Origin of the sequence: Streptomyces sp. NPDC057697 (assembly GCF_042799335.1) — a bacterium.
Classification (GTDB): Bacteria; Actinomycetota; Actinomycetes; order Streptomycetales; family Streptomycetaceae; genus Streptomyces.
In genome coordinates this window covers 213,306-234,001 of sequence record NZ_JBHVJA010000008.1, presented here as the reverse complement: position 1 = coordinate 234,001, position 20,696 = coordinate 213,306, and the positions used below count along the sequence as shown (strand labels likewise).

Annotated in this window: 18 protein-coding genes; 13 read left to right on the top strand and 5 right to left on the bottom strand. The window is 73.9% G+C overall.

Features of this window, described 5'->3' with window-relative positions:
- Positions 1-218: 218 nt before the first annotated feature.
- Entirely contained in the window at positions 219-986 is a 768-nt protein-coding gene (locus ACFVFH_RS21950; RefSeq protein WP_383771294.1) for a VOC family protein, read from the top strand.
- A gap of 20 nt (positions 987-1,006) precedes the next feature.
- Positions 1,007-2,368, top strand: a complete 1,362-nt coding sequence (pcaB, locus tag ACFVFH_RS21945) for a 3-carboxy-cis,cis-muconate cycloisomerase (RefSeq protein WP_383771292.1) — start codon at positions 1,007-1,009, stop codon at positions 2,366-2,368.
- Here the strand turns inward: pcaB and ACFVFH_RS21940 are convergent.
- A complete protein-coding gene (locus ACFVFH_RS21940) occupies positions 2,317-3,585 on the bottom strand; it encodes an amidohydrolase (RefSeq protein ID WP_383771289.1) in 1,269 nt (422 codons plus the stop codon). The two genes, pcaB and ACFVFH_RS21940, sit on opposite strands and share 52 nt — an antisense overlap.
- Before the next feature lie 65 nt (positions 3,586-3,650).
- A complete protein-coding gene (locus ACFVFH_RS21935; protein ID WP_383771286.1) occupies positions 3,651-4,397 on the bottom strand; it encodes a GntR family transcriptional regulator in 747 nt (248 codons plus the stop codon).
- 225 nt (positions 4,398-4,622) lie between these two features.
- Here ACFVFH_RS21935 and ACFVFH_RS21930 point away from each other — a divergent pair, with 225 nt between their 5' ends.
- Positions 4,623-6,143, top strand: a complete 1,521-nt coding sequence (locus tag ACFVFH_RS21930) for an APC family permease (RefSeq protein ID WP_383771284.1) — start codon at positions 4,623-4,625, stop codon at positions 6,141-6,143.
- Between the two features lie 35 nt (positions 6,144-6,178).
- On the opposite strand, the gene ACFVFH_RS21925 is transcribed toward ACFVFH_RS21930, so the two are convergent.
- Positions 6,179-6,787: a GNAT family N-acetyltransferase gene (locus tag ACFVFH_RS21925; RefSeq protein WP_383771281.1), complete on the bottom strand. Its 609-nt coding sequence runs from the start codon at positions 6,785-6,787 to the stop codon at positions 6,179-6,181.
- 162 nt (positions 6,788-6,949) lie between these two features.
- Positions 6,950-7,531 carry a helix-turn-helix domain-containing protein gene (locus tag ACFVFH_RS21920; RefSeq protein ID WP_383771549.1) on the bottom strand — a complete coding sequence of 194 codons (582 nt, stop codon included), beginning with the start codon at positions 7,529-7,531 and terminating at the stop codon, positions 6,950-6,952.
- 117 nt (positions 7,532-7,648) lie between these two features.
- On the opposite strand from ACFVFH_RS21920, the gene ACFVFH_RS21915 reads away from it, so the two are divergent.
- The 6 genes from ACFVFH_RS21915 to ACFVFH_RS21890 all read left to right on the top strand — a co-directional run bounded on the left by ACFVFH_RS21915 (position 7,649) and on the right by ACFVFH_RS21890 (position 13,467).
- A complete protein-coding gene (locus ACFVFH_RS21915; RefSeq protein ID WP_383771278.1) occupies positions 7,649-8,773 on the top strand; it encodes an aryl-sulfate sulfotransferase in 1,125 nt (374 codons plus the stop codon).
- Positions 8,774-8,781: 8 nt separating this feature from the next.
- Positions 8,782-10,155, top strand: coding sequence for a uracil-xanthine permease family protein (locus tag ACFVFH_RS21910; protein WP_383771275.1), 1,374 nt, complete (start codon positions 8,782-8,784; stop codon positions 10,153-10,155).
- A 111-nt stretch (positions 10,156-10,266) separates the two neighbouring features.
- Positions 10,267-10,689 carry a hypothetical protein gene (locus ACFVFH_RS21905; protein WP_383771273.1) on the top strand — a complete coding sequence of 141 codons (423 nt, stop codon included), beginning with the start codon at positions 10,267-10,269 and terminating at the stop codon, positions 10,687-10,689.
- Between the two features lie 96 nt (positions 10,690-10,785).
- Positions 10,786-11,436 (top strand): DUF3105 domain-containing protein, encoded by a 651-nt coding sequence (locus ACFVFH_RS21900; RefSeq protein WP_383771270.1) that lies wholly within the window; start codon positions 10,786-10,788, stop codon positions 11,434-11,436.
- Between the two features lie 26 nt (positions 11,437-11,462).
- Complete coding sequence (locus ACFVFH_RS21895) at positions 11,463-12,077, top strand: DUF305 domain-containing protein (RefSeq protein WP_383771546.1); 615 nt, start codon at positions 11,463-11,465, stop codon at positions 12,075-12,077.
- A gap of 136 nt (positions 12,078-12,213) precedes the next feature.
- On the top strand, positions 12,214-13,467 hold the full coding sequence (locus ACFVFH_RS21890) for an ROK family protein (protein ID WP_383771267.1): 1,254 nt from the start codon (positions 12,214-12,216) through the stop codon (positions 13,465-13,467).
- Positions 13,468-13,986: 519 nt separating this feature from the next.
- On the opposite strand, the gene xylA is transcribed toward ACFVFH_RS21890, so the two are convergent.
- Positions 13,987-15,156, bottom strand: a complete 1,170-nt coding sequence (xylA, locus tag ACFVFH_RS21885; protein WP_383771265.1) for a xylose isomerase — start codon at positions 15,154-15,156, stop codon at positions 13,987-13,989.
- Between the two features lie 206 nt (positions 15,157-15,362).
- Here xylA and xylB point away from each other — a divergent pair, with 206 nt between their 5' ends.
- From xylB to ACFVFH_RS21865, 4 genes are all read left to right on the top strand, one after another.
- Entirely contained in the window at positions 15,363-16,844 is a 1,482-nt protein-coding gene (gene xylB, locus ACFVFH_RS21880; protein ID WP_383771263.1) for a xylulokinase, read from the top strand.
- Between the two features lie 63 nt (positions 16,845-16,907).
- Positions 16,908-18,185, top strand: coding sequence for a VWA domain-containing protein (locus ACFVFH_RS21875; RefSeq protein WP_383771261.1), 1,278 nt, complete (start codon positions 16,908-16,910; stop codon positions 18,183-18,185).
- Positions 18,186-18,187: 2 nt separating this feature from the next.
- The gene (locus tag ACFVFH_RS21870) at positions 18,188-19,033 is read left to right on the top strand and encodes a hypothetical protein (RefSeq protein WP_383771259.1); all 846 of its coding nucleotides are present in this window, start codon (positions 18,188-18,190) and stop codon (positions 19,031-19,033) included.
- A gap of 202 nt (positions 19,034-19,235) precedes the next feature.
- Positions 19,236-20,603, top strand: a complete 1,368-nt coding sequence (locus tag ACFVFH_RS21865) for a cytochrome P450 (protein ID WP_383771256.1) — start codon at positions 19,236-19,238, stop codon at positions 20,601-20,603.
- Positions 20,604-20,696: the final 93 nt, after the last annotated feature.

The following is a 20,696-nucleotide window of genomic DNA, read 5'->3' as shown; positions in this document are numbered from 1 at the left end:
GGAGCGGGGCGGCCAGCGGGAGTCTGCGGACGGCGGGCTGCCGGGACCAGGTAGTTGTATCACTCACCCAGATACTTTAGCAGGTATTACACCTGTAAAACATTTTCTCCCGATGGCCGCCTCCTGCCCGAGGTCATAGCGTGCGAGTGCGGGGGGACGGACCGGCGCCCCGGGCCCAGGCACCGTTCCCCGCGCCCACGAGCCACGGAGGAACCCGAATGCAGCTCACCGAACCGGTGCCCGGCGGCCCCTGCTGGGTCGAGCTGAGCACCCCCGACATCCCGGCCGCCAAGTCCTTCTACGCGGCACTCTTCGGCTGGCGCCCGGAGACCGATCCGCGCGAGGAGGCGGGGGGCTACACGATGGCGCGGCTCGGCGAGGCGCGGGTGGCCGCACTCAGCCCGGTCTACCAGCCGGACCGGCCGCCCGCCTGGACGGTCTCGTTCGCCACCGAGGACACGGATGCCGCCGTCGACCGGGTGAAGTCGGCGGGCGGTTCGCTCCTGGTCGGCCCGATGGACGTGTTCGACCAGGGCAGGTTCGCGGTCGTCGCCGATCCCTCCGGCGCGGTGTTCTCGCTGTGGCAGGCGCGCGCCTTCCGCGGAGCCGACCGGCTGAACGGCCCCGGCGCGCTCGGCTGGGTCGAACTCGTCACCCAGGAGGCCGACCCGGCGCTCGCCTTCTACCCGGCGGTCCTCGGGTGGACGGTGGACGCCGCGTCGGAGCGGTACACCCGGTGGGGCGTGGCCGGCGAGGACTTCGGCGGGATGCTGGTCATGGACGACGGGTTCCCGCCGGAGGCGCAGCCGAACTGGCTGCCGTACTTCTCCGTGACGGACGTCGATGCGACGGCCGCCACGGCGCAGGGGGCGGGCGGCGAACTGTTGATGCCGCCGACGGACATCGCGGACGGGCCGCGGATCGCGGTCGTGCGCGACCCGCAGGGCGCGGTGTTCGGCATCCACCGGTCGGGCGCCACGGACTAGGGCCTTCTGGAGTTCAGCCTATGTACGAGAGCGATGCCGGGCTGCTGGCCCCGGGCCGGGCCGGCTCCCCCGCCGAGACGGCCACCGCCGACAGCGCCTTCCTGCGGGCGATGCTCGACGCCGAGGCGGCCCTCACCCGCGCCCAGTCCGGCTGCGGGCTCGCCCCCGCGGAGGCGGGAGCGGCGGTGACCTCGGCCGCGGCCGACGCGGGCCGGTTCGACGTACGGGACCTGGCGCTGCGGGCCCGCGCGGACGGCGATCCGGTCCTTCCGCTGGCCATGGACCTCGCCGCCGCGGTGGAGCCGGACATCCGGCCGTATGTGCACCGGGGCGCGACCAGCCAGGACATCCTCGACACGGCCGCCATGCTCGTCGCCGTGCGGACCCTGGCCCCGCTCCTCGACGACCTGGCGCGGACCGGCGACGCGGTGGCGCGTCTCGCCGCCGCGCACCGCAACACCCCGATGGCCGGCCGGACGCTCACCCAGCACGCCGTGCCGACCACCTTCGGGCTCAAGGCGGCGGGGTGGCGGGCGCTGGTCCTCGACGCGCGGGACCGGCTCTCGGCCGTACGGGAGTCGCTGCCCGTGCAGCTCGGCGGGGCGGTGGGAACGCTGGCCGCCTTCGAGGCGTACGCGCCCACCGAGGACGTCGACGCGATCGATCCCGGGCTGCCCCTGATCCAGGCGTTCGCGGGCGAACTCGGTCTCGCCGAACCGCTGCTGCCCTGGCACACCCTGCGCACCCCGGTCGCCGACCTGGCGGGTGCGCTCGCGTTCACGGCGGGCGCGCTCGGAAAGCTGGCGGCCGATGTGCTGAGCCTGTCCCGTACCGAGGTCGGCGAGCTCGTCGAGGGCCGGGGCGAGGGCACCGCCGCCATGACGCACCGGAGCGATCCGGTGCAGGCGACGCTGATCGCGGCGGCCGCCCGCCGCGCCCCCGGACTGGCGGCGACGCTGTACGGCTCGCTCGCCGCCGAGGACGAGCGGCCGGCCGGGGCGTGGCACGCCGAGTGGGAGCCGCTGCGCGAACTGTTGCGGCTCGTCGGCGGGGCCGCGCACCACGCCGCCGGGCTCACCGGCACGCTGCGCGTCGTCCCGTACGCCATGCGGGAGAACCTCCAGCTGACCGACGGGCTGATCGTCGCGGAGCGGCTGGCCGCGGTGTTCGCCGAACGGATCGGCCGCAGGCGCGCCGGGGAGGTCCTGGTGAGCGCCGCCGACCGGGCCCGCGCGGAGACCACGGACCTGGCCGACGTCCTCGCCGACGTGCTCGACGAGGAACCCGAGCTCGCCGGTCTCGACCTGGGCGAACTGACCGACCCCGCCCGCTACACCGGCTGCGCCGGCCCGCTCACCGATCGCGCGCTCGACCGCGGCTGACCGGCCCGCGCGTCCGGGACCAGCTCGCCCGCGCGGGCGATGACCCGGCCGCCGCGCACGACCAGGGCCGGAACCGGGCGGTCCACCACGGCCTCGGGCAGCGAAGCGGCGTCCACCAGGACGAAGTCGGCCGGGTCCCCGGCCTCCAGACGCGAGGCGGGCAGGCCGAGCAGCGCCGCGCCGCCCTGGGCCACCGCCTCGTAGCAGGCGGCGAGTTCGGCGTCGGTCCGGGCATCCGTGCGGTAGGCGAGCAGATGGGCGCGGGCCAGCATGTCGCCGTCGCCGAACGGCGTCCAGGCGTCGCGCACCCCGTCCGAACCGACGGCGAGCCGCACGCCGTGCGGGGTGAGCCGCGCCGGGTCCAGTACGGGGTCGGCACCCAGGGCGCAGGTGACCAGGGAGACCCCGGCGTCGGCCAGCAGCGCCGCGACGGCGTCGCCCTCGCCGTCCCCCAGCTCCGCCACCGCGAAGGCGTGGCCGAGGGTGACCCGTCCCTGCATCCCGGCGGCGACGGTGCGCCGGGCGATCTCGGTGACCTGGCGCAGGCCCTCGGGGCCGCCGTCGTGCAGATGGATGTCGAGCGGTGTGCCCTCGCGGAGGGCCAGTGCGAAGACGAAGTCCAGCTGGCCCGCCATGTCGCCGTCGATGCCGATCGGGTCGAGGCCGCCGACGACATCGGCCCCCTCGGACAGGGCCCGCTCCATGAGTTCGGCGGTGCCGGGCTCGCTCAACAGGCCGAGCTGCGGGAAGGCGACGATCTGGACGTCGATGAGGTCCTTGCGGGCGTCGGCCGCCGCCCGCGCCCCGTGCACCCCGGCGAGGCCGTGGACGGGAGCGACGTCCACATGGGCCCGCATGGCCCGGGTGCCGCGGGCGATGGCCCGGTCCATGAGCGCCCCGACCCGCTCCTCCACCGGACCGGTGAAGGCCGTCCTGGCCCGTACATCGCCCTCGATCAGGTCCCGGAGCGTCCCCGCCGGTTCCCGGCTCAGCCAGGGGCCGCCCCAGGTCGTCTTGTCGGGGTGGATGTGCGCGTCCACGGGCGAGGGCAGGGCGAGGGCGCCCGCGGCGTCCACGGTCGCACAGCCGTCCGGCAGCCGCGCCGGGTCGTACGCGGCGATCCGGCCGTCGGAGACCAGCAGATCACGGACGCGCCCGTCGGTGGAGCGGACGGCGGTGAACAGGACGTGCGGGGAGGCGGGGACGGGCGTCGCCATGGTGCGGGGGTCTCCTTCGGTGGGGCGCGGCGGGGTGCGCGGGGTCGTGCGCGGGTGGTGCGTGGTCAGGGCATGCGGCGAGGGGCGGGATCCGCGGGTTCGGCGGCCCCGTCGGCGGTGCCGGCCTCGGCGAGCAGTTGCAGGGCGGTCGCGCGCGTTCCGGCCACATGGCTGCGGGCGATGCGCTCCGCCGCGTCCGCGTCGCCGCTTCTGATCGCCTCGTAGAGCAGCTCGTGTTCGCCGCACATCACCGGGCCGTCGCCCGGCTCGGAGGTGAGGCTGAAGAGCCGGCGCAGGCGGCCGTCGAGCGGCGCCATCAGGCCCTGGAGCAGCGGGTTCCCGGACATGACGACGATCTGCTGGTGGAAGTCGGCGTGGACCGAGCCCAGTTCCCGGGTCCGGCGGGAGGAGTCCGCGACGCGGCGGGCCCGGCCCAGCAGCCGCTCCAGGGTGCGCAGGCCGTCCCGGTCGGCGCGTCGGGCGGCCAGCGAGGCGGCGAGCGCCTCCAGGTGTTCCCGGATGTCGAAGAAGTCGGCGGCCTCGGCCGGGCCGAGCGGGGCGACGAACGCGCCCTTGCGCGCCTGGGCGGCGACGAACCCCTCGGCCTCCAGCCGCTGGATGGCCTCCCGTACGGGGATGCGGGACACCCCCAGCTCGTCCGCCAGCTCCCGTTCGACGATGCGGTACCCGGCGGGGTGGCGGCCGTCGATGATCCGCTCGCGCAGTTCCACATAGACCTGGTCGCGCAGCGACCGGTGTGCCTCACCGATCGTGCCGGTGGCGGCGGGGCCGGCGGTTCGGCTGCTGCTCATGGACTCGCTTCCTGCCCGTGGGAGCCGGTCTCGTCCGGTTCCCGTGCCGCGATCATCGCAGATTCCGGAAAGCTTCCGCAGACCCTTGCTGGTATTCGGTATACCAGATAGCTTGAGCGCCGCGCCCAATCGGACCGCCCTGAACTGGTCTTTTCCGCCGACCCATGCCTGGGCAAGGCATCGGCTTCGGCGTCCAGTCGCCCGTTCGCACCTGAGGAACCACCGATGACCCAACCCTCGACGGCCGTCCCGCCGCCCGCCGCCCCCTCCTCGTCCTCCCCCGGCCTCCCGGATGCCGGACCGTCGTCCGGCGGTCCGGCGTCCGGGAGCCTCGCCAAGGGGCAGATCGGCACCTTCGACCTGGTCTTCTTCGTCGTGGCGGCGGCCGCGCCGCTGACCGTGCTGGCCGGTGTCGCGCCGTTCGCGATCGGCATCGGAGGTCCGGGCACCCCGCTCGGCTATCTGGTCTCCGGCGCGCTGCTGGTGCTGTTCGCCGCCGGGTTCACCGCGATGAGCCGCTACGTGCGCAACGCCGGGGCCTTCTACGCGTACGTCGCCCGGGGCCTCGGCCGCACCCTCGGCGTCGCCACGGCCTATCTGGCGACGCTCTCGTACAACCTGGTCGCCCCCGGGGTCGCCGCCGGGTTCGGCTACTTCGCCTCCACGACACTGAGCGATCTCACCGGCGCGGAACTCCCCTGGTGGCCGCTGTCGATCCTCTGTGTGCTGGGCACCGGCGTACTGGGCTGGCTGCGGGTGACCCTGAGCGCGAAGGTGCTGGGGGTGGCGCTGGTCCTGGAGGTCGCGGTGCTGCTGGTGATGGACGTCGGGGTGCTGGCGGACCGGGGGACCGCGGCCCTGGACCTCACTTCCTTCGACCCGTCGGTGCTGACCTCCTCGGGTGGCATGGCCGGGATGTTCGTCCTGGTCATCGGCGCGTTCACGGGCTTCGAGGCGACCGCGATCTACGCCGAGGAGGCACGTGACCCGGAACGCACGGTGCCCCGCGCCACCTTCGTCGCCATCGGCTTCCTGGCGCTGTTCTACGCCGTCGGGGTGTGGATCCTGATGGGCGGCTTCGGCACGGACGAGTCGGTGTCGATGGCCCGGTCCTCGGACGGCCCGCAGCTCACGTTCCACGTGGCGGAGCGGTTCGTCGGCCCGTGGCTCGCCGACTCGATGCACGTGCTGATCGTGGTGAGCGCGTTCGCCGCCACCCTCGCCTTCCACAACGCCGCCGCCCGCTATCTCTACGCCCTGGGCCGCGAGGGCCTGCTGCCGCGACGGCTGGGACGGGTGTCGGCCCGGCAGGGCTCACCGGTGACGGCGGTCGCCGTGCAGAGCGTCTTCGGTCTGGTGGTCGTGGGGGGCGGCGCGCTGATCGGCGCGGATCCGTACTCGGAGATCTTCCTGTGGACCAACAGCACCGGCGTCCTCGGCATCATGATCATGCAGGCGCTGGCCGCGCTCGCCGTCTGCTTCTTCTTCCGCCGCGACCGCTGCGGCATGTCGGTCTGGCGGGTCGCGGTCGCCCCGCTGATCGCCTTCGTGGGTCTCGCGGTGCTGTCGGTGCTCGCGACGCTCCACTTCGATCTGCTCACCGGGCGGACGGGCGCCGTCGACGCGGCCCTGCTGGTGCCGCTGCCGGTGGTGCTCGTGGCCGGGGTCGTGGTGGCGCTGCGCATCCGCCGGACCGATCCCGGACGGTACGCGCGGCTCACCGAGGTGGACGTCGAACGGGACTGAGCGCCCCGGTTCCCGGGCGGCACCGCCGCCTCGGGTCAGCCGTTCGCACCGTCCCCGCGGAGCCTGGCATGGAGGTGCATGTCGTGCCGGCCGTCGGTGTGCGCGAGGGAGCGGCGCCGGGTGCCCTCCAGGGCGAAGCCCGTCTTCTCCGCCACCCGGCAGGAGGCCGCGTTCCGCACGGAGTGGGAGAGTTCGAGCCGTTCGAAACCGATCTCGTCGAGGGCCCAGCGGGCGAGCGCCGACACGGCCCGGGGCGCCACGCCCCGGCCGCGCGCGGCCGGAAGCACCCAGTAGGAGCACTCCGCCTGACCGAGCTGCGGGATCAGGGTGCGCAGCGAGACCCGGCCCAGCACCTCCCCGACGCGGTCGTCCGCGGACCCGGGGCGCACGACGGCCCAGTGGGCTCCGGTCTCGCGGTACCAGGCGTCCCGCCACTGCCCGATCCAGTCGCGCGCCTCGTCCTCGTCGTCGGCCCGGCGCAGATGCCAGTGCTGGATCGCCGGATCGGAGAAGGCGGCGACGACGACCGGCGCGTCCTCCGGCCGCCACGGCCGCAGCAGCAGGCCGTCGGCGGCGGTCAGGACGGGCTGGGCGGAGTCCGCGAGGCGGCCCGGAGGGAGGTGGGGCTGCACCAGGTACGGCATGGCCGCATCATCGCACGGGAGGCCGGGCCCCTCCCGGCCGTGCGCCGCGCCGGACGGCGAGGCTCGAAGGAGCCGGCCCCCGCAGCCGGTGCCGCGCCGGACCGGCGGCCCGGGGAGCAGGACCCCGCCCGCCGCGCCGGGGGCGGCTCGTCCGACCGGCTCTCAGCCGACCTGCTCGTCGGTCGCCTGGACATGGTCGGCGATGCCGACGACGAGGACCCGGGTGCCCGGTTCGATGGGGCGCCACCGGTGGACGAGGCCGCCCGCGCAGTAGAGCGTGTCGCCCTGTTCGAGGCGGTAGAAGCTGCCGTCCGCCTCGACCTCGGCCGAGCCGTCGGCCACGTACAGGATCTCGTCGTTGCGGTGCCGGAACTCCCGGCCCCAGTCGTGGGCACCGGTGAACTCCAGGGCGTGCAGCCGTTGGTGGCCCCGGACCAGGGGGCGCATCCGGCCGTCGCTCTCGCCCTGTGCCCCGGTCTCGCGCACCGCGGCGGAGGTCCGGCGCACCACGTCGACGGGTCTCGGCGCCTCGGCCGTCGACAGCAGCTGGACCGCGCTGGTGTCGAGCGCGTCGGCGATCCGCTGGAGGGAGCCCATGCTCGGCCGGGAGCGGCCGTTCTCGATCTGGCTGAGGAAGGGGACCGAGAGCCCGGCCCGCCGCGCCACCTCCGCGAGGGTCATCTCCAGGGCCCGGCGCCGTCGGCGGATACCCGGGCCGACCAGCGGGGTGTCCGCCTCGCTCATCTCACTCACTCCGTGTCCTGAGTGCCGCACACCACAACCGGCGGGGCAGGGAGCAGCCTACCGGGCCGGTTAACCTCTTAAGTCCCACCTAAAAAAGTTAACCGGGAGGACCGACCCATGCCCCTCGTGGACCAGAACCAGCGACGACGCCGCGGCACGGGGCTCATGGCCCTGGACGAGGACGCCAGCTACGGCGGGTACACCCTGTTCGCCCCGCTGACCGGCAGCGGCGAGGTGTACCTCGTCGACATGCGCGGCACGGTCGTCCACCAGTGGAACCTCCCCTACCGCCCGGGGCGGCACGCCCGCATCCTGCCCAACGGGAACCTGGCGTACAGCGGCGTCCTCCCCGACGAGCCGGCCCTCTTCCCGATGTGGCACAAGTACCGCGGCGGGATCATGCAGGAGATCACGCCGGACGGCACGGTGGTGCGCGAGCACCGCGACCGCTACCAGCACCACGACGCGTACCACTACGGCGACGGCCGCCTCCTCTACTCCGCCCTGGAGCCACTGACCGGCGAGGCCGCCGCCGCGGTGCGGGGCGGGGTGCCCGGCTCGGAGCCCGGGGGCACGGTGTGGGCGGACACCATCGTGGAGGTGGACGCCGAGGGCAATACGGTGTGGGAGTGGAAGGTCTCCGAGCACCTGGACCGGGAGGCGTTCCCGCTCCACCCGGACTACTCCCGCGAGCACTACCCGCTGATCAACAGCGTGCTGCCGACCAGCGACGGCAACATCCTGGCGAGCTTCCGCTCCGTCTCGGCCGTCGTCGTCATCAGCCGTGCGACCGGCGAGATCATCTGGCGCAGCGAGCCGGGCACCGTCTCGCAGCAGCACTGCCCGACGGAGCTGGAGAACGGCAACTTCCTGGTCTTCGACAACGGCGTCTTCCGCCCGCACTGGGACGTCCCGTTCAGCCGCGTCATCGAGATCGAGCGCACGAGTGGCACCATTGTCTGGGAGTACCACGACCCGGCGCGCGAGTCGTTCTTCGCCCCGTTCATGGGCAGTGCCCAGCGCCTGCCCAACGGCAACACGCTCGTGACGGACTCCCCCGCCGGCCGCCTCTTCGAGGTGACCGCGGACGGCTATCTGTGCTGGGAGTACGTCGTGCCGTTCTTCGGCGGCTACCAGGAAGAAGAAGTGCGCAAGCTGTTCCCGTCGGAGCCCAACGCCGTGTTCCGGTCCTACCGCTACTCGGCCCAGGAGCTTCCCTGGCTCGACGTCCCGAAGGGCTGAGCCGGACCATGGCCTCCCCCGACACCGCCGCCCCCGTCGCACCGGTCGCGTCCGTCGCACCGGTCGACGAGCGGCTCCCCCTCCCCCGGCTGGCGCCCCTGGCGTTCCAGCATCTGCTCGCCGGGATCGCCGCCCCCGTCTCCTCGGTGATCCTGATCGGCACCACGCTCTCGCTGTCGGCGGCCCGGACGGCCTCGCTGCTCAGCGCGACGCTGGTGCTGTGCGGTGTCGGGGCGCTGCTCCAGTCGCTGGGGATCAGGGCGCTGCGCATCGGTGCCCGGCTCCCGTTCCTGATGCTGCCGGGCGGCGCGGCGGTGGCGATCTTCCTCCAGGTGGCGAAGGAGCACGGTCCGGCCACCGCCTCCGGTTCGGTGCTGATCGCCGCGGTCTTCCTGATCCTCGTGCTGCCGCTCTACGGGCGTCTGGTGCGGTTCTTCCCGCCGCTCGTGATGGGCACGACGGTGGTCCTGATCGGCATCAACATGATCAAGATCACCGCGCCGATGATCGCCTCGGGGCCGGGGCTCGGCTTCGCGACGCTCGGCATCACCGCACTGTTCTTCCTCGTGCTGCGCGGTGTGTGGCGTCAGATGTCGGTGCTCTTCGGCCTGGCCGGGGGCACGGTCGTCGCCGCGGTCGGCGGAACGGCGTTCCACATGGCGCACGGCAGCACCTTCGCGCTGCCCGAGCCGTTCCCGTACGGCACCCCGCGTTTCGACCTGCTGGCCGCCGTGCCGCTGCTGGTCTTCGCGCTCGCCTCGCTCGCGGAGGCCACCGGCCAGACCGTGCTCAACAGCGAGGCCGTGGGCCGGACGCCGGACGCCGCCCGTGACGTTCCGCGGATCTCGCGGGCCGACGCGGTGGCCTCGCTGGGCGCCGGGGTCTTCGGCACCTCGCTGATGGTGACGAGCGCCGAGAACATCGGCATCGTCCAGCTGACCCGGGTGCGCAGCCGGTTCGTCACGGCGGGGGCGGGGGTGCTGCTGATCGTGTGCGGTCTGATCACACCGCTCACCCGGCTGCTCGCCGCGATTCCGGAGCCGGTGGTCGGCGCCGCCGGGCTGATCATCTACGCGGTGATCGCCACGATGGGCTTCGGCATGCTCAGCCGGGAGAACCTGGGCCAGGGCACCAACGGCATCGTGGTCGCGCTCGCGCTCTGCGTCGGCCTGCTGCCGGTCTTCGCCCCGGAGATGTACGCGGGTCTGCCGGTGTGGGCCCGTACGGTCTTCGGCAGCGGCGTCGCGGCCGGGGCGCTGGCCGCGGTGGTCCTCGCCGCCGTGTTCGGCCGGCTCGGGCCGAAGGGGGAGAAGGCCGGTCCGGAGAAGGCCGGTCCGGAGAAGGCCGGTCCGGAGGAGGCCGGGGCGGGGGCGGCCCGGTAGGCCGCCGCTCGCCGCACGGTCGGACGCCCCCTCGCACGGATGGTCGTGCGAGGGGGCACGTGTATCCCGTCCACCTCTCATTGAAAGTTCACACACCGGTAGGATGACGGGATGGACGGAGTGGGCGGACGGATACGGCGGGGCGGGCGGGGTCTTCGCGCGTCGGCGGTGCTCGGCCCGCTCTTCGTCCTGCTCGCCATGGTCTCGTGCTGTTCGATCACGATTCCGGCCGCGCACGCCTCCGACGGCCTCACGACGACCGTCGTCCGGACGTTCACGCCCGCTCATGAGGCGCTCCCCCGGGTCGTGGTGGCCGACGCCCCCGACGACCGGGGGCCGGGCAGTTCCTGCCACGGGACCTCCGAGCACGCGGCCCCGGTCGTACTGCCCGGCCAGAGCGCGCCCGCGGCCCTTCCCGGTACGACCGCCACCGCGCCCGTCGCCCCGCTCACCGGCGCCGCCGCGATCCGCGGCCCGTCCAACGACGCCGTGCGGGAAGTCGACCGTCTCCGTCTGCAGGTTCAGCGGATCTAGAGGCAGGCCCCGTTCCCCGGAACACACCGGGGGACGGACTCCGCATGCCTCGAACCCGTCCGTCCTGATCTCCTGATCGAACCGAAGGACTCCCCCATGGCTTCCGCCAAGCAACAGAACACCCCTGCCTCCGCACGCCGCGCCAAGCTGGAGGAGGCCCGCCGCAAGGAGCGGGCCCGCGAGCGGCGCAGCCGCGTCATCACCCTCACCGCCGCCGTCGCCGTGGTCGCCGCGCTCGTCGCGGGCGGCGGCTATCTGATGTCCGCCGCCGACGACAAGGAGAAGGCCGAGACCGAGGCCAAGTCCTCGCCCGTGAAGGGCGAGCGGACCTGGGACAAGCTCACCCAGAACCATGTCGAGAAGAAGGTCGACTACCCGATGAACCCGCCGGTCGGCGGCGATCACAACCCGGTCTGGATGAACTGCGACGCCGATGTCTACACCAAGGCGATACCGAAGGAGAACGCCGTCCACTCCCTCGAACACGGCGCGGTCTGGGTCACGTACACCAGCAAGGCGAAGCCGGCCGACCTCGACGCTCTCCGTGAGCGCGTCAAGTCGACGCCGTACTCCCTGATGAGCCCGGTCGAGGACCAGGCCGCCCCGCTGATGCTCAGCGCCTGGGGCAAGCAGCTGACGGTGGACGGTGCCGCCGACGCGCGCGTCGGACAGTTCTTCACCAAGTACGTGCAGGGCCCGCAGACCCCGGAGCCCGGCGCGGCCTGCACGGGCGGGGTGGCCCAGTGACGTCCTCGGTCCGCTCCTCGCGGCCGATGGTGTGGGCGGGCGGCGCCGTGCTGCTGCTCGCGGTGGGCCTGCTCGCGCTCATGCTCGTGCGGCCGTCCTCCTCCGCGGGGCCCGCGTCAGCCGCGGCGGCTCCCTCGGACACCTCGGCCGACGTCGGATTCGCCCGTGACATGTCGGTCCACCACCAGCAGGCGGTCGAGATGTCGTTCATCGTCCGGGACCGCACGTCGGACGAGGCGGTGCGCCGGCTCGCGTACGACATCATCAACACCCAGGCCAATCAGCGCGGCATGATGCTCGGCTGGCTGGAGCTGTGGGGCCGTGCGAAGTCCTCGGACGCCCCTCCGATGAAGTGGATGGGGCACACCTTCACGCCGAGGGGGGACGGTTCGCTGATGCCCGGCATGGCGACCGACACCGAACTCGACGCGCTGCGGGCGGCGAAGGGCAGGGCCGCCGAGGTGCTGTTCCTGAAGCTGATGACCTCGCACCACCGGGCCGGGGCCGAGATGGCCCGGTCGGCGGCGGGCTCCGCGGGGACGGACGCGATCAGGAACCTGGCGGCGGGCATGGTGCGGGGCCAGGAGTCGGAGATCGCGCTCATGGCGGACATGCTGAAGGAGCGCGGCGCGAGGGCCTGATTGCCGCGGGCCCGGCCCGCCGGTGGTCCGTTCGCCGGGTCCTCCCCGGGAACGGACCACCGGTGCCCGGCCCGGCACCGCCGGGATGTCCGGACCGCCGGGCTCGCACAGGGGATCGCATAGGCTCGGCTCCGACATGAAGAGCAACGTCACACCGCTGGGGCCCAAGGCCGACAAGGACACCGTGCGCCGGAGCAACCTCAGCCTGGTGCTGAGGGCCGTCCGCGACGAGGCCGCGGGCGGGGCGACCAGGGCCACGGTCGCCGCGCGGGTGGGGCTGACCCGGGCCGCGGTGTCCTCGCTCGTCGAGCAGTTGCTCGGCCTCGGGTTCCTCACCGAGTCCGGCAAGACCTTCAGCGGACAGGCGGGCCGCCCGGGGACCGCGCTCAAGGTGGCCCGCACCGGGCCCGCCGGGCTCGGCGTGGAGGTCAACATCGACTACGTCTCGGTGTGCGTCGTCGACCTCGCGGGCACCGGGCGGGTGCGGCTCACCGAACACCTCGACAACCGTGGCGCACCGGCCGCGCGGGTCCTGGCGCGGGCGGCCGGGATCGCCGCGCGCACCCTGGAGTCGGCGCGCGAGCAGGAGCTGTTCCCGGTGGGCGTGGCGCTCGCGCTGCCCGGCCTGGTCTCCGGCGGCGCGGTGCGGCAGGCGCCCAACCTGGGCTGGAACCGGGTTCCGGCCGACCGCCTCTTCGCCGCCGCCCTCGCCGCCGAGCGCCCCGGCCGTACGGAACTGCCGGTGCGCGCGGAGAACGAGGCCAATCTGGCGGCGCTCGCCGAGCTGTGGTTCGGCGGGCTCGGCCCGGTGCGCAGCTTCCTCCACCTCACGGGCGAGACCGGTGTCGGAGGCGCCCTGGTCATCGACGGCGCTCTGCTGCGCGGGGCGCACGGATTCGCCGGGGAGATCGGCCATGTGGTGGTGGACGCCGAAGGACCGGAGTGCCGGTGCGGCTCGCGCGGCTGCCTGGAGCAGTACGCGGGACAGGCGGCGCTCCTGCGGGCCGCCGGGATCGAGGAGTCCGGCGGCGGGGCCGGGGTGGCCGAGCTGGAACGGCGTGTCCGGGCGGGGGACGAACGGGCGGTGGCCGCGGTCGCGGAGGCCGGCCGGATGCTGGGGCGGGTGCTGTCCGGGGCGGTGAACCTGCTCGACCCGGACGCGGTGGTGCTCGGCGGGATCTACCGGAACCTGATGCCGTGGCTGTCACCGCCCGCCGACGCGGAACTGACCGGCCGTGTGGTCTCGGGCCTCTGGTCCCCGGGGAGCGGGCGGCTGCGTGCCGCGTCCGTCGCGGGCGACGCGGCACGGGGCGCCGCGGCGCTGGTGCTGACGGAGGTGCTGGCCGACCCCCTGGCGTACGCGGACCACGCGGCCGGCGGACCCGGGTGAGCCGACCGATCCGGGTGAACGGGGAGGGGCAGCCGGGCCCGTGGCCGCCCCCCTGCCCCGCCCCGGGGGCCGAAACCGCCCCCTCGCACCTTCCGGTGACACGGGGCAGCAGCACGCCTGCGGCAGCGGGGCCCGCGCCCGTGGACGGCGGCACACGATAGGGCCGCGCGTGCGGCAACGAGACCCGCGCATGCGGACGGCGTCACCCGGCGAGGCCGCGCGCGGCAACGGACCCGCGCCCGTGGACGGCGGCACACGATAGGGCCGCACGTGCGGCGACAAGACCCGCGCATGCGGACGGCGTCACCCGGCGAGGCCGCGCGCGGCAACGGACCCGCGCCCGTGGACGGCGGCACCCGGTGAGGCCGCGCCTGCGGCAACAAGACCCGCGCATGGGGACGGCGTCACCCGGTTACACCCGGTGAGGCCGCGCCTGCGGCGACGGGGCCCGCGCGTGGGCCGCGTCGGCGGGAGGCCGGGCCCGTACGCGCGGACGTGCCCCGGAGGTGCGTGCCGGGCTCAGCGGACCCCGAGCAGGTGGTCCATCGCCAGCTGGTCCAGGGCCTCGAACGCCATGCCCCGTTCCGCCGCCGCGTCCACGTCGAAGTCCTCGAACGCCGACCGGTCGGCCAGCAGCCCGGCCGGGCCGTCCGCCGCGGTGGGGCGGGCCAGCTCGTCGAGCCGGGACGCGCGCAGCGCTTCGCGCACGGCGGGGTCGGCGCGGAACGCGGCGGCCCGCTCCTTGAGGATCAGGTAGTTGCGCATGCAGCCCGCGGCCGACGCCCAGACCCCGTCGTTGTCCTCGGTCCGCGGCGGCTTGAAGTCGAAGTGCCGCGGGCCCGCGTAGCCGCCCGTCTCCAGCAGGTCGACGAGCCAGAACGCCTGGCGCAGATCGCCCGCGCCGAAGCGCAGGTCCTGGTCGTACTTGATGCCCGACTGGCCGTTCAGGTCGATGTGGAAGAGCTTGCCCGCCCACAGCGCCTGCGCGATGCCGTGCGGGAAGTTGAGCCCGGCCATCTGCTCGTGCCCGGTCTCCGGGTTGACGCCGACCAGCTCCGGGCGCTCCAGGCGCTCGATGAAGGCGAGTGCGTGACCGATGGTCGGCAGCAGGATGTCGCCGCGCGGCTCGTTCGGCTTGGGCTCGATGGCGAACCGGAGGTCGTAGCCCTGCTCGGTGACGTAGGCGCCGAGCAGGTCGAAGGCTTCCTTCATACGGTCCAGGGCGGCCCGGACGTCCTTGGCGGCGCCGGACTCGGAGCCCTCTCGGCCGCCCCAGGCGACATAGGTCGTGGCGCCCAGCTCCACGGCGAGGTCGATGTTGCGGAGCGTCTTGCGCAGCGCGTAGCGGCGTACGTCGCGGTCGTTGGCGGTGAACGCGCCGTCCTTGAACACCGGGTGGGTGAACAGGTTGGTCGTCGCCATGGGGACGACCAGCCCGGCCGCGTCCAGCGCCTGCCGGAACCGCTTCACGATCCCCTCGCGCTCCGTCTCCGTCGAGCCGAACGGGATCAGGTCGTCGTCGTGGAAGGTGACACCGTACGCGCCCAGCTCCGCGAGGCGCCGCACGGATTCCACCGGGTCGAGCGGCGCGCGGGTCGCGTCGCCGAACGGGTCGCGCCCCTGCCAGCCCACCGTCCAGAGTCCGAAGGTGAACCGGTCGTCGGGGGTGGGCGTGAAGCGTTCCGTCATCGTCTGGCCGCCTTCTGTGCCATGGGGCCCAGGGCCGGTCGAGGCGTCCGGGCGATATTTGTTCAGTGACATGACTAATGATGCACGGGCCGCCCCTGGCGCGTAACCCCTCGCCACCGCAGACTGTTGGGCGCACCCCCGGTCCCGTAATTTGTTCCGGGCGCGATCGAATCCCGTTCCGCATCCCGCAGAGGAAGTGAGGGCCCATGCCGCCGCGTACCGTCGTCATCGGTGTGGACAGTTCCACCCAGTCCACCAAGGCGGTCTTCGTCGACGCCGCGAGCGGCCGGCTGCTCGCCGTCGGTCGCGCGCCGCATGTCGTGAGCGGCACTGCCGGGGCCCGGGAGAGCGACCCGGAGCTGTGGTGGCGGGCGCTGCGCGCCGCCGTCGCCGCCGGGCTGGAGGAGTCCGGGGCGGCCGCCTCGTCCGTGGCCGGCATCGCCGTCGCCGGGCAGCAGCACGGGCTGGTCGTCCTCGACCGTTCGGGCCGCCCGCTGCGCCCCGCGATGCTCTGGAACGACACCCGCTCCGCCCCGCAGGCCGCCGCGCTCACCGAGGAGCTGGGCGGCCCGGACGCCTGGACCGCGCGGACCGGCTCGGTGCCGGTGGCCGCCGTCACCGCGTCGAAGTGGCGGTGGCTGCGGGAGAACGAGCCGGACACCACCGCCTCGGCGGCGGCCGTGCGTCTGCCGCACGACTTCCTGACCGAACGGCTCGCGGGCGTCGCCGTCACCGACCCCGGCGACGCCTCGGGCACCGGCTGGTACTCCACCGCGACCGGGGCCTACGACCCCGTGCTCCTCGAACTCCTCGGCCTGGACGCCGCGTTGCTGCCCGAGGTGGCCGGAACCGGCGGGACGCTCGTCGGCCCGTTGACCGCCGAGGCGGCCGAGGCGCTCGGGCTGCCCGCCACGACCGCCGTGGCCGCGGGCACCGGGGACAACATGAGCGCCGCCGTCGGCCTCGGTCTGGGCGGCGCCGGGCTCCTCGACCATCCCGTCCTCAGCCTCGGCACCTCGGGCACGGTCTTCGCCGCCTCCCGGGCCCGGCCCGCGTCACCGGCGCTCTCCGGCTTCGCCGCGACGGACGGCACGTATCTCCCGCTGGCCTGCACCCTCAACTGCACGCTCGCCGTGGACAAGGTCGCGGCGCTGCTCGGGCTGGACCGCGACGACGCCTCCCCCGGCGGCGAGGCCGTGCTCCTCCCCTATCTCGACGGCGAGCGCACCCCCGACCTGCCCGCCGCCGCGGGGCTGCTCACCGGGCTCCGGCACGACACCACGCCCCGTCAGCTCCTCGGGGCCGCCTACGAGGGCGCGGTCGTCACCGTGCTGCGCGCCCTCGACGAACTGCTGCGGGCGTGCGGCCTCGACCCGGCCGATCCCCGGGTGGCCGCCCGGCCGCTGCGCCTGATCGGCGGCGGGGCGCGGGGGCGGGCCTGGGTGGAGACGGTACGGCGGCTCTCCGGCCGCCCCGTGATCGTGCCCGGCGGCGGCGAACCGGTGGCGCTGGGTGCCGCCGCGCTGGCCGCGGCCGCGGCCACCGGCGCCGACCCGGTCGCGGTCGCCACCGGCTGGCGCACCGGCGAGGAGACCCAACTGCCCGCGGTGCCAAGGGACTCGACCACCTGGGACCGGATCGGATCAGTTCTGGAACGCGCCTCGGTCCCGTTGCTCGGCGGTTTCTGACGGTTCCACTGCTGGTTCCCGACCGGTTTGGGGTACCGAACCGATCTTCACTACTATCCGGCGATGATCATAAGTAAAAGGCTGACGGTCGGGGTGGGCATTCTGCTCGCCACCCTGACCGCCGGGCTCGGTTCGGCGCTCCCCGCGGCCGCCGACGAGGCCCCCGCCAAACCCTCTCCCAAGGTCGAGCTGGTGCTCGACGTCAGCGGCTCCATGCGGACCCGTGACATCGACGGCCAGTCCCGGATGACAGCCGCCAAGCAGGCGTTCAACGAGGTCCTGGACGCGGTGCCGGAGCAGGTGGAACTCGGCATCCGCACGCTCGGCGCCGACTATCCGGGCAACGACCGCAAGGTCGGCTGCAAGGACACCAAGCAGCTCTACCCGGTCGGCCCGCTGGACCGCACGGAGGCCAAGACCGCGGTCGCCACCCTCGCCCCCACCGGCTGGACCCCGATCGGCCCGGCCCTGCTGGGCGCCGCCGACGACCTGAAGGGCGGCGACTCCACCCGCCGGATCGTCCTGATCAGTGACGGCGAGGACACCTGCGGTCCGCTCGACCCGTGCGAGGTCGCCCGCGACATCGCGGCCCGCGGCATCCACCTCGTCATCGACACCCTTGGCCTGGTGCCCAACGCGAAGATCCGCGAGCAGCTGACCTGCATCGCCGAGGCCACCGGCGGCACCTACACCGCGGTCCAGCACACCGACGAACTCTCCGGCCGTGTTAAGCAGTTGGTCGACCGCGCCGCCGAGCCCGTCGTCACCCCCGTGGCGACCGAGGGTGCGAACGCCTGCTCCGACGCACCGCAGCTCAAGCCCGGCCTCTACACCGACCGCGAGACGTTCGGCCAGCACCGCTGGTACCGGGTGGACGTGCTGCCCGGTCAGGAACTGCGCGCCTCGGTCAGTGTCTTCGCCGACCGTGCCGTGAACAACGACTACGGCGTACTGCTGCGGGCGCTGACCGTGCACGGCAGGGAGATCGTGCGGGGATCGGAGTCGGGCACCGGCCGCACGGACGCCATCTCCTCCGGTCTGCGCTATCCGAAGCCCGAGCAGGACGGCACGGACGGCGACGACAAGCCGGCCGCCGAGACCGTGTGCCTCCAGGTCGGCAACTCCTTCTCGGCCCCCGCCTCGGTGAAGACCTCGCCCGGCATGCCGGTCGAGCTGACCGTGGACCTGGTGGACGCCCCGGACGATGCGGCCGATGTCGCCGCGTTCGGCCTGGGCCGCGGCTGGTGGCTGCTGGGCGTGCTGATCCTCACCGGTCTGATCGCGGGCCTGCTCTTCGGCTGGATCTCGCGCTGGCGCGTCGCCGTCTGGAGGACCAACTGATGATGCGTACGACACGTGTACTCGCCGGTGCGCTGCTCACCGGGATCGCCCTGCTGACGTCGGCGGGCGCCGCGGCGGCCGACGACCCCTCGGCGAGCCCGAGCCCGAGCGCCTCCGAGGACGGGTCCGGCCCCACCGAGGCCGGCACCACCTTCCGTACGGCGACGGCCCTCCAGCAGGACCAGCGGGCCACCGCCGGGGCCTCCACGGGTGACTACCTGTACTGGGTGTTCCCCGCCGACGCGGGCCAGCGCGCCACCGTCAAGGCGAAGATCACCCTGCCCGAGAGCGCCACCCGGCACGGCGCGTCGACCTGGCAGGTCGACGTGTACGACGGACTGCGGCGCCGCCAGGCCTGCATGTACGGGCGCCAGACCGGCAAGGCCGGGGCCGACGCGTCGGCGGTCGAGCTGACCTGCGTGCTGCGGACCGTCCGCGCCTGGGCCGAGCCGTGGGCCAACGACCCGCTGCCGGGCAGCTACTACGTACGCCTCACGGTCGTCGACCTGCCCTCGGCCGATCTCGGCCTGCCGGTGCAGACCGAGGTCGAGGTCACGGCGGTCGACAAGGGCGGCGCCGGGGACGTGGACGGCACGCTCGCCCAGCCGCTGGTCCCCGGTGTGTCCTCCGTCGCGCAGACCTCGGACGATTCCTCGGACGACGGCGACAGCGCGGCCCCCAAGGTCTCGCTCGGCAGCGAGCCCGAGGACGGCTGGGCCTCGGGCTGGTGGACGGACCGCTGGCTGTGGACGGTCGGCGGCGGAATCCTGGGGGCGCTCGCGGGCGTCTTCGGCTACTCCCTCACCCGCGGCAGCGGCCGCCCGTCCCGGGTCCCGCCGGGCGTCTGACACCACCGCGCCGCAGGGCGGGCCCGCTCCCGGGCCCGCCCTGCGGCGTCTCCCGAACCGCCCCCGGGACGGCATCGCGCGGCTACGCTCGACAACTCACCTACCGCAGACGGCCGATGGGGTGTCACCACGGCGGGCGGCAGCGCTGAAACCAGGTCGCCGCGCACCGCACCGGGTGCGCCACGAGGGAGCGGAGACTTTCATGTCCACGGAGACCGGCCCGGCCATCGACGCCGAGCCGCGCGGCCACCGGATCGCGCCGGGCCCGAAGGGGCTGCCGTTCCTCGGGAACCTGCCGCAGTTCGGCAGGAACCCCCTCGCCTTCTTCGAGCGGCTGCGCTCCCACGGGGACATGGTGGGCTGGCGATTCGGCCCCAACTCCTGTGTGTACGTGGCCGATCCGCGGTGCATAGGCGAGCTGCTCACCGAGACGGAACGCTCCTTCGACCAGCCTGCGCTGGGCATCGCCTTCCGCACCGTGATGGGCAACGGCGTGGTGGTCGCCCGCGGCACGGACTGGCGCCGGAAACGGTCGCTGGTGCAGCCCTCCGTACGCCCCAAGCAGGTGCGGTCCTACGCGGCGACGATGGCGAGCAGCGCGGTGGAGCTGGCGGACACCTGGTCGGACGGTGAACGCGTCGACGTCAGAAGGGAGATGGCGGCGCTGACGCAGCGGATCGCGGTGCGCACCATCTTCGGTGTCGACACGCCGGCCGACGCCGAGGCGATGGGCCGGGCGATGGATGTGGCACAGCAGGAGATCGGCAAGGAGTTCGCCGGTGTCGGCGCGTTGCTGCCGGACTGGGTGCCGACCCCCGGACGGGCCAGGATCAAGAAGGCCGCGGCGGTCATCGACGCGGAGGTGGGCCGGGTCGTCGCCCGGCACCGCGACGGCGGGGACGAGCGCCCCGACCTGCTGAGCCGGCTGCTGACCGCGGTCGACGAGAGCGGCGCGCACCTCACCGACCGGGAGATCCGCGACGAGACGGTCACGCTCTACATCGGCGGGCACGAGACGACCAGTTCCACTCTGGTGTGGGCGTGGTACCTGCTGTCCCGCAGCCCCCGGGTGCGTACCGCCCTCGCCGAGGAGCTCGACCGGGTCCTCGGCGACCGGGAGCCGGGGTTCGACGACTACGCGCGGCTGACGTACACCCGGTCGGTGGTCCAGGAGACCTTGCGGCTCTACCCGACGATCTGGCTGGTCACCGGGGTCGCGAAGGAGGGTGCGCGGATCGGCGGGGTGCCGATGCCGGAGGGCACCCGGGTGTGGACCAGCCAGTGGGTGACGCACCGCGACGCGCGGTGGTTTCCCGAGCCGGAGGAGTTCCGTCCCGAGCGCTGGGACCCGGAGACGGGCGACGACATCGCGGAGTACGCCTGGTTCCCGTTCGGCGGGGGTCCCCGGGTCTGCCTGGGCACGCGGTTCGCGATGGTGGAGGCGGTGCTGGTCCTGGCCGTGCTGGCCCGTCGCTTCGAACTGGACGTGGACCCGGGCGTCATCGGTCCGGTGCCGTCGCTGACGCTGCAACCGGACCGGGACGTGCTGGCGACGCTCCGGGCGCGGTGAGGCGACGCGGGCGGGGCCGGGCGTCGATGCCGGGTGCCGAGTGCCCGGAGCCGGAGCGGATATATCGAAGCGATATGTCTGATCTGTCGCGGA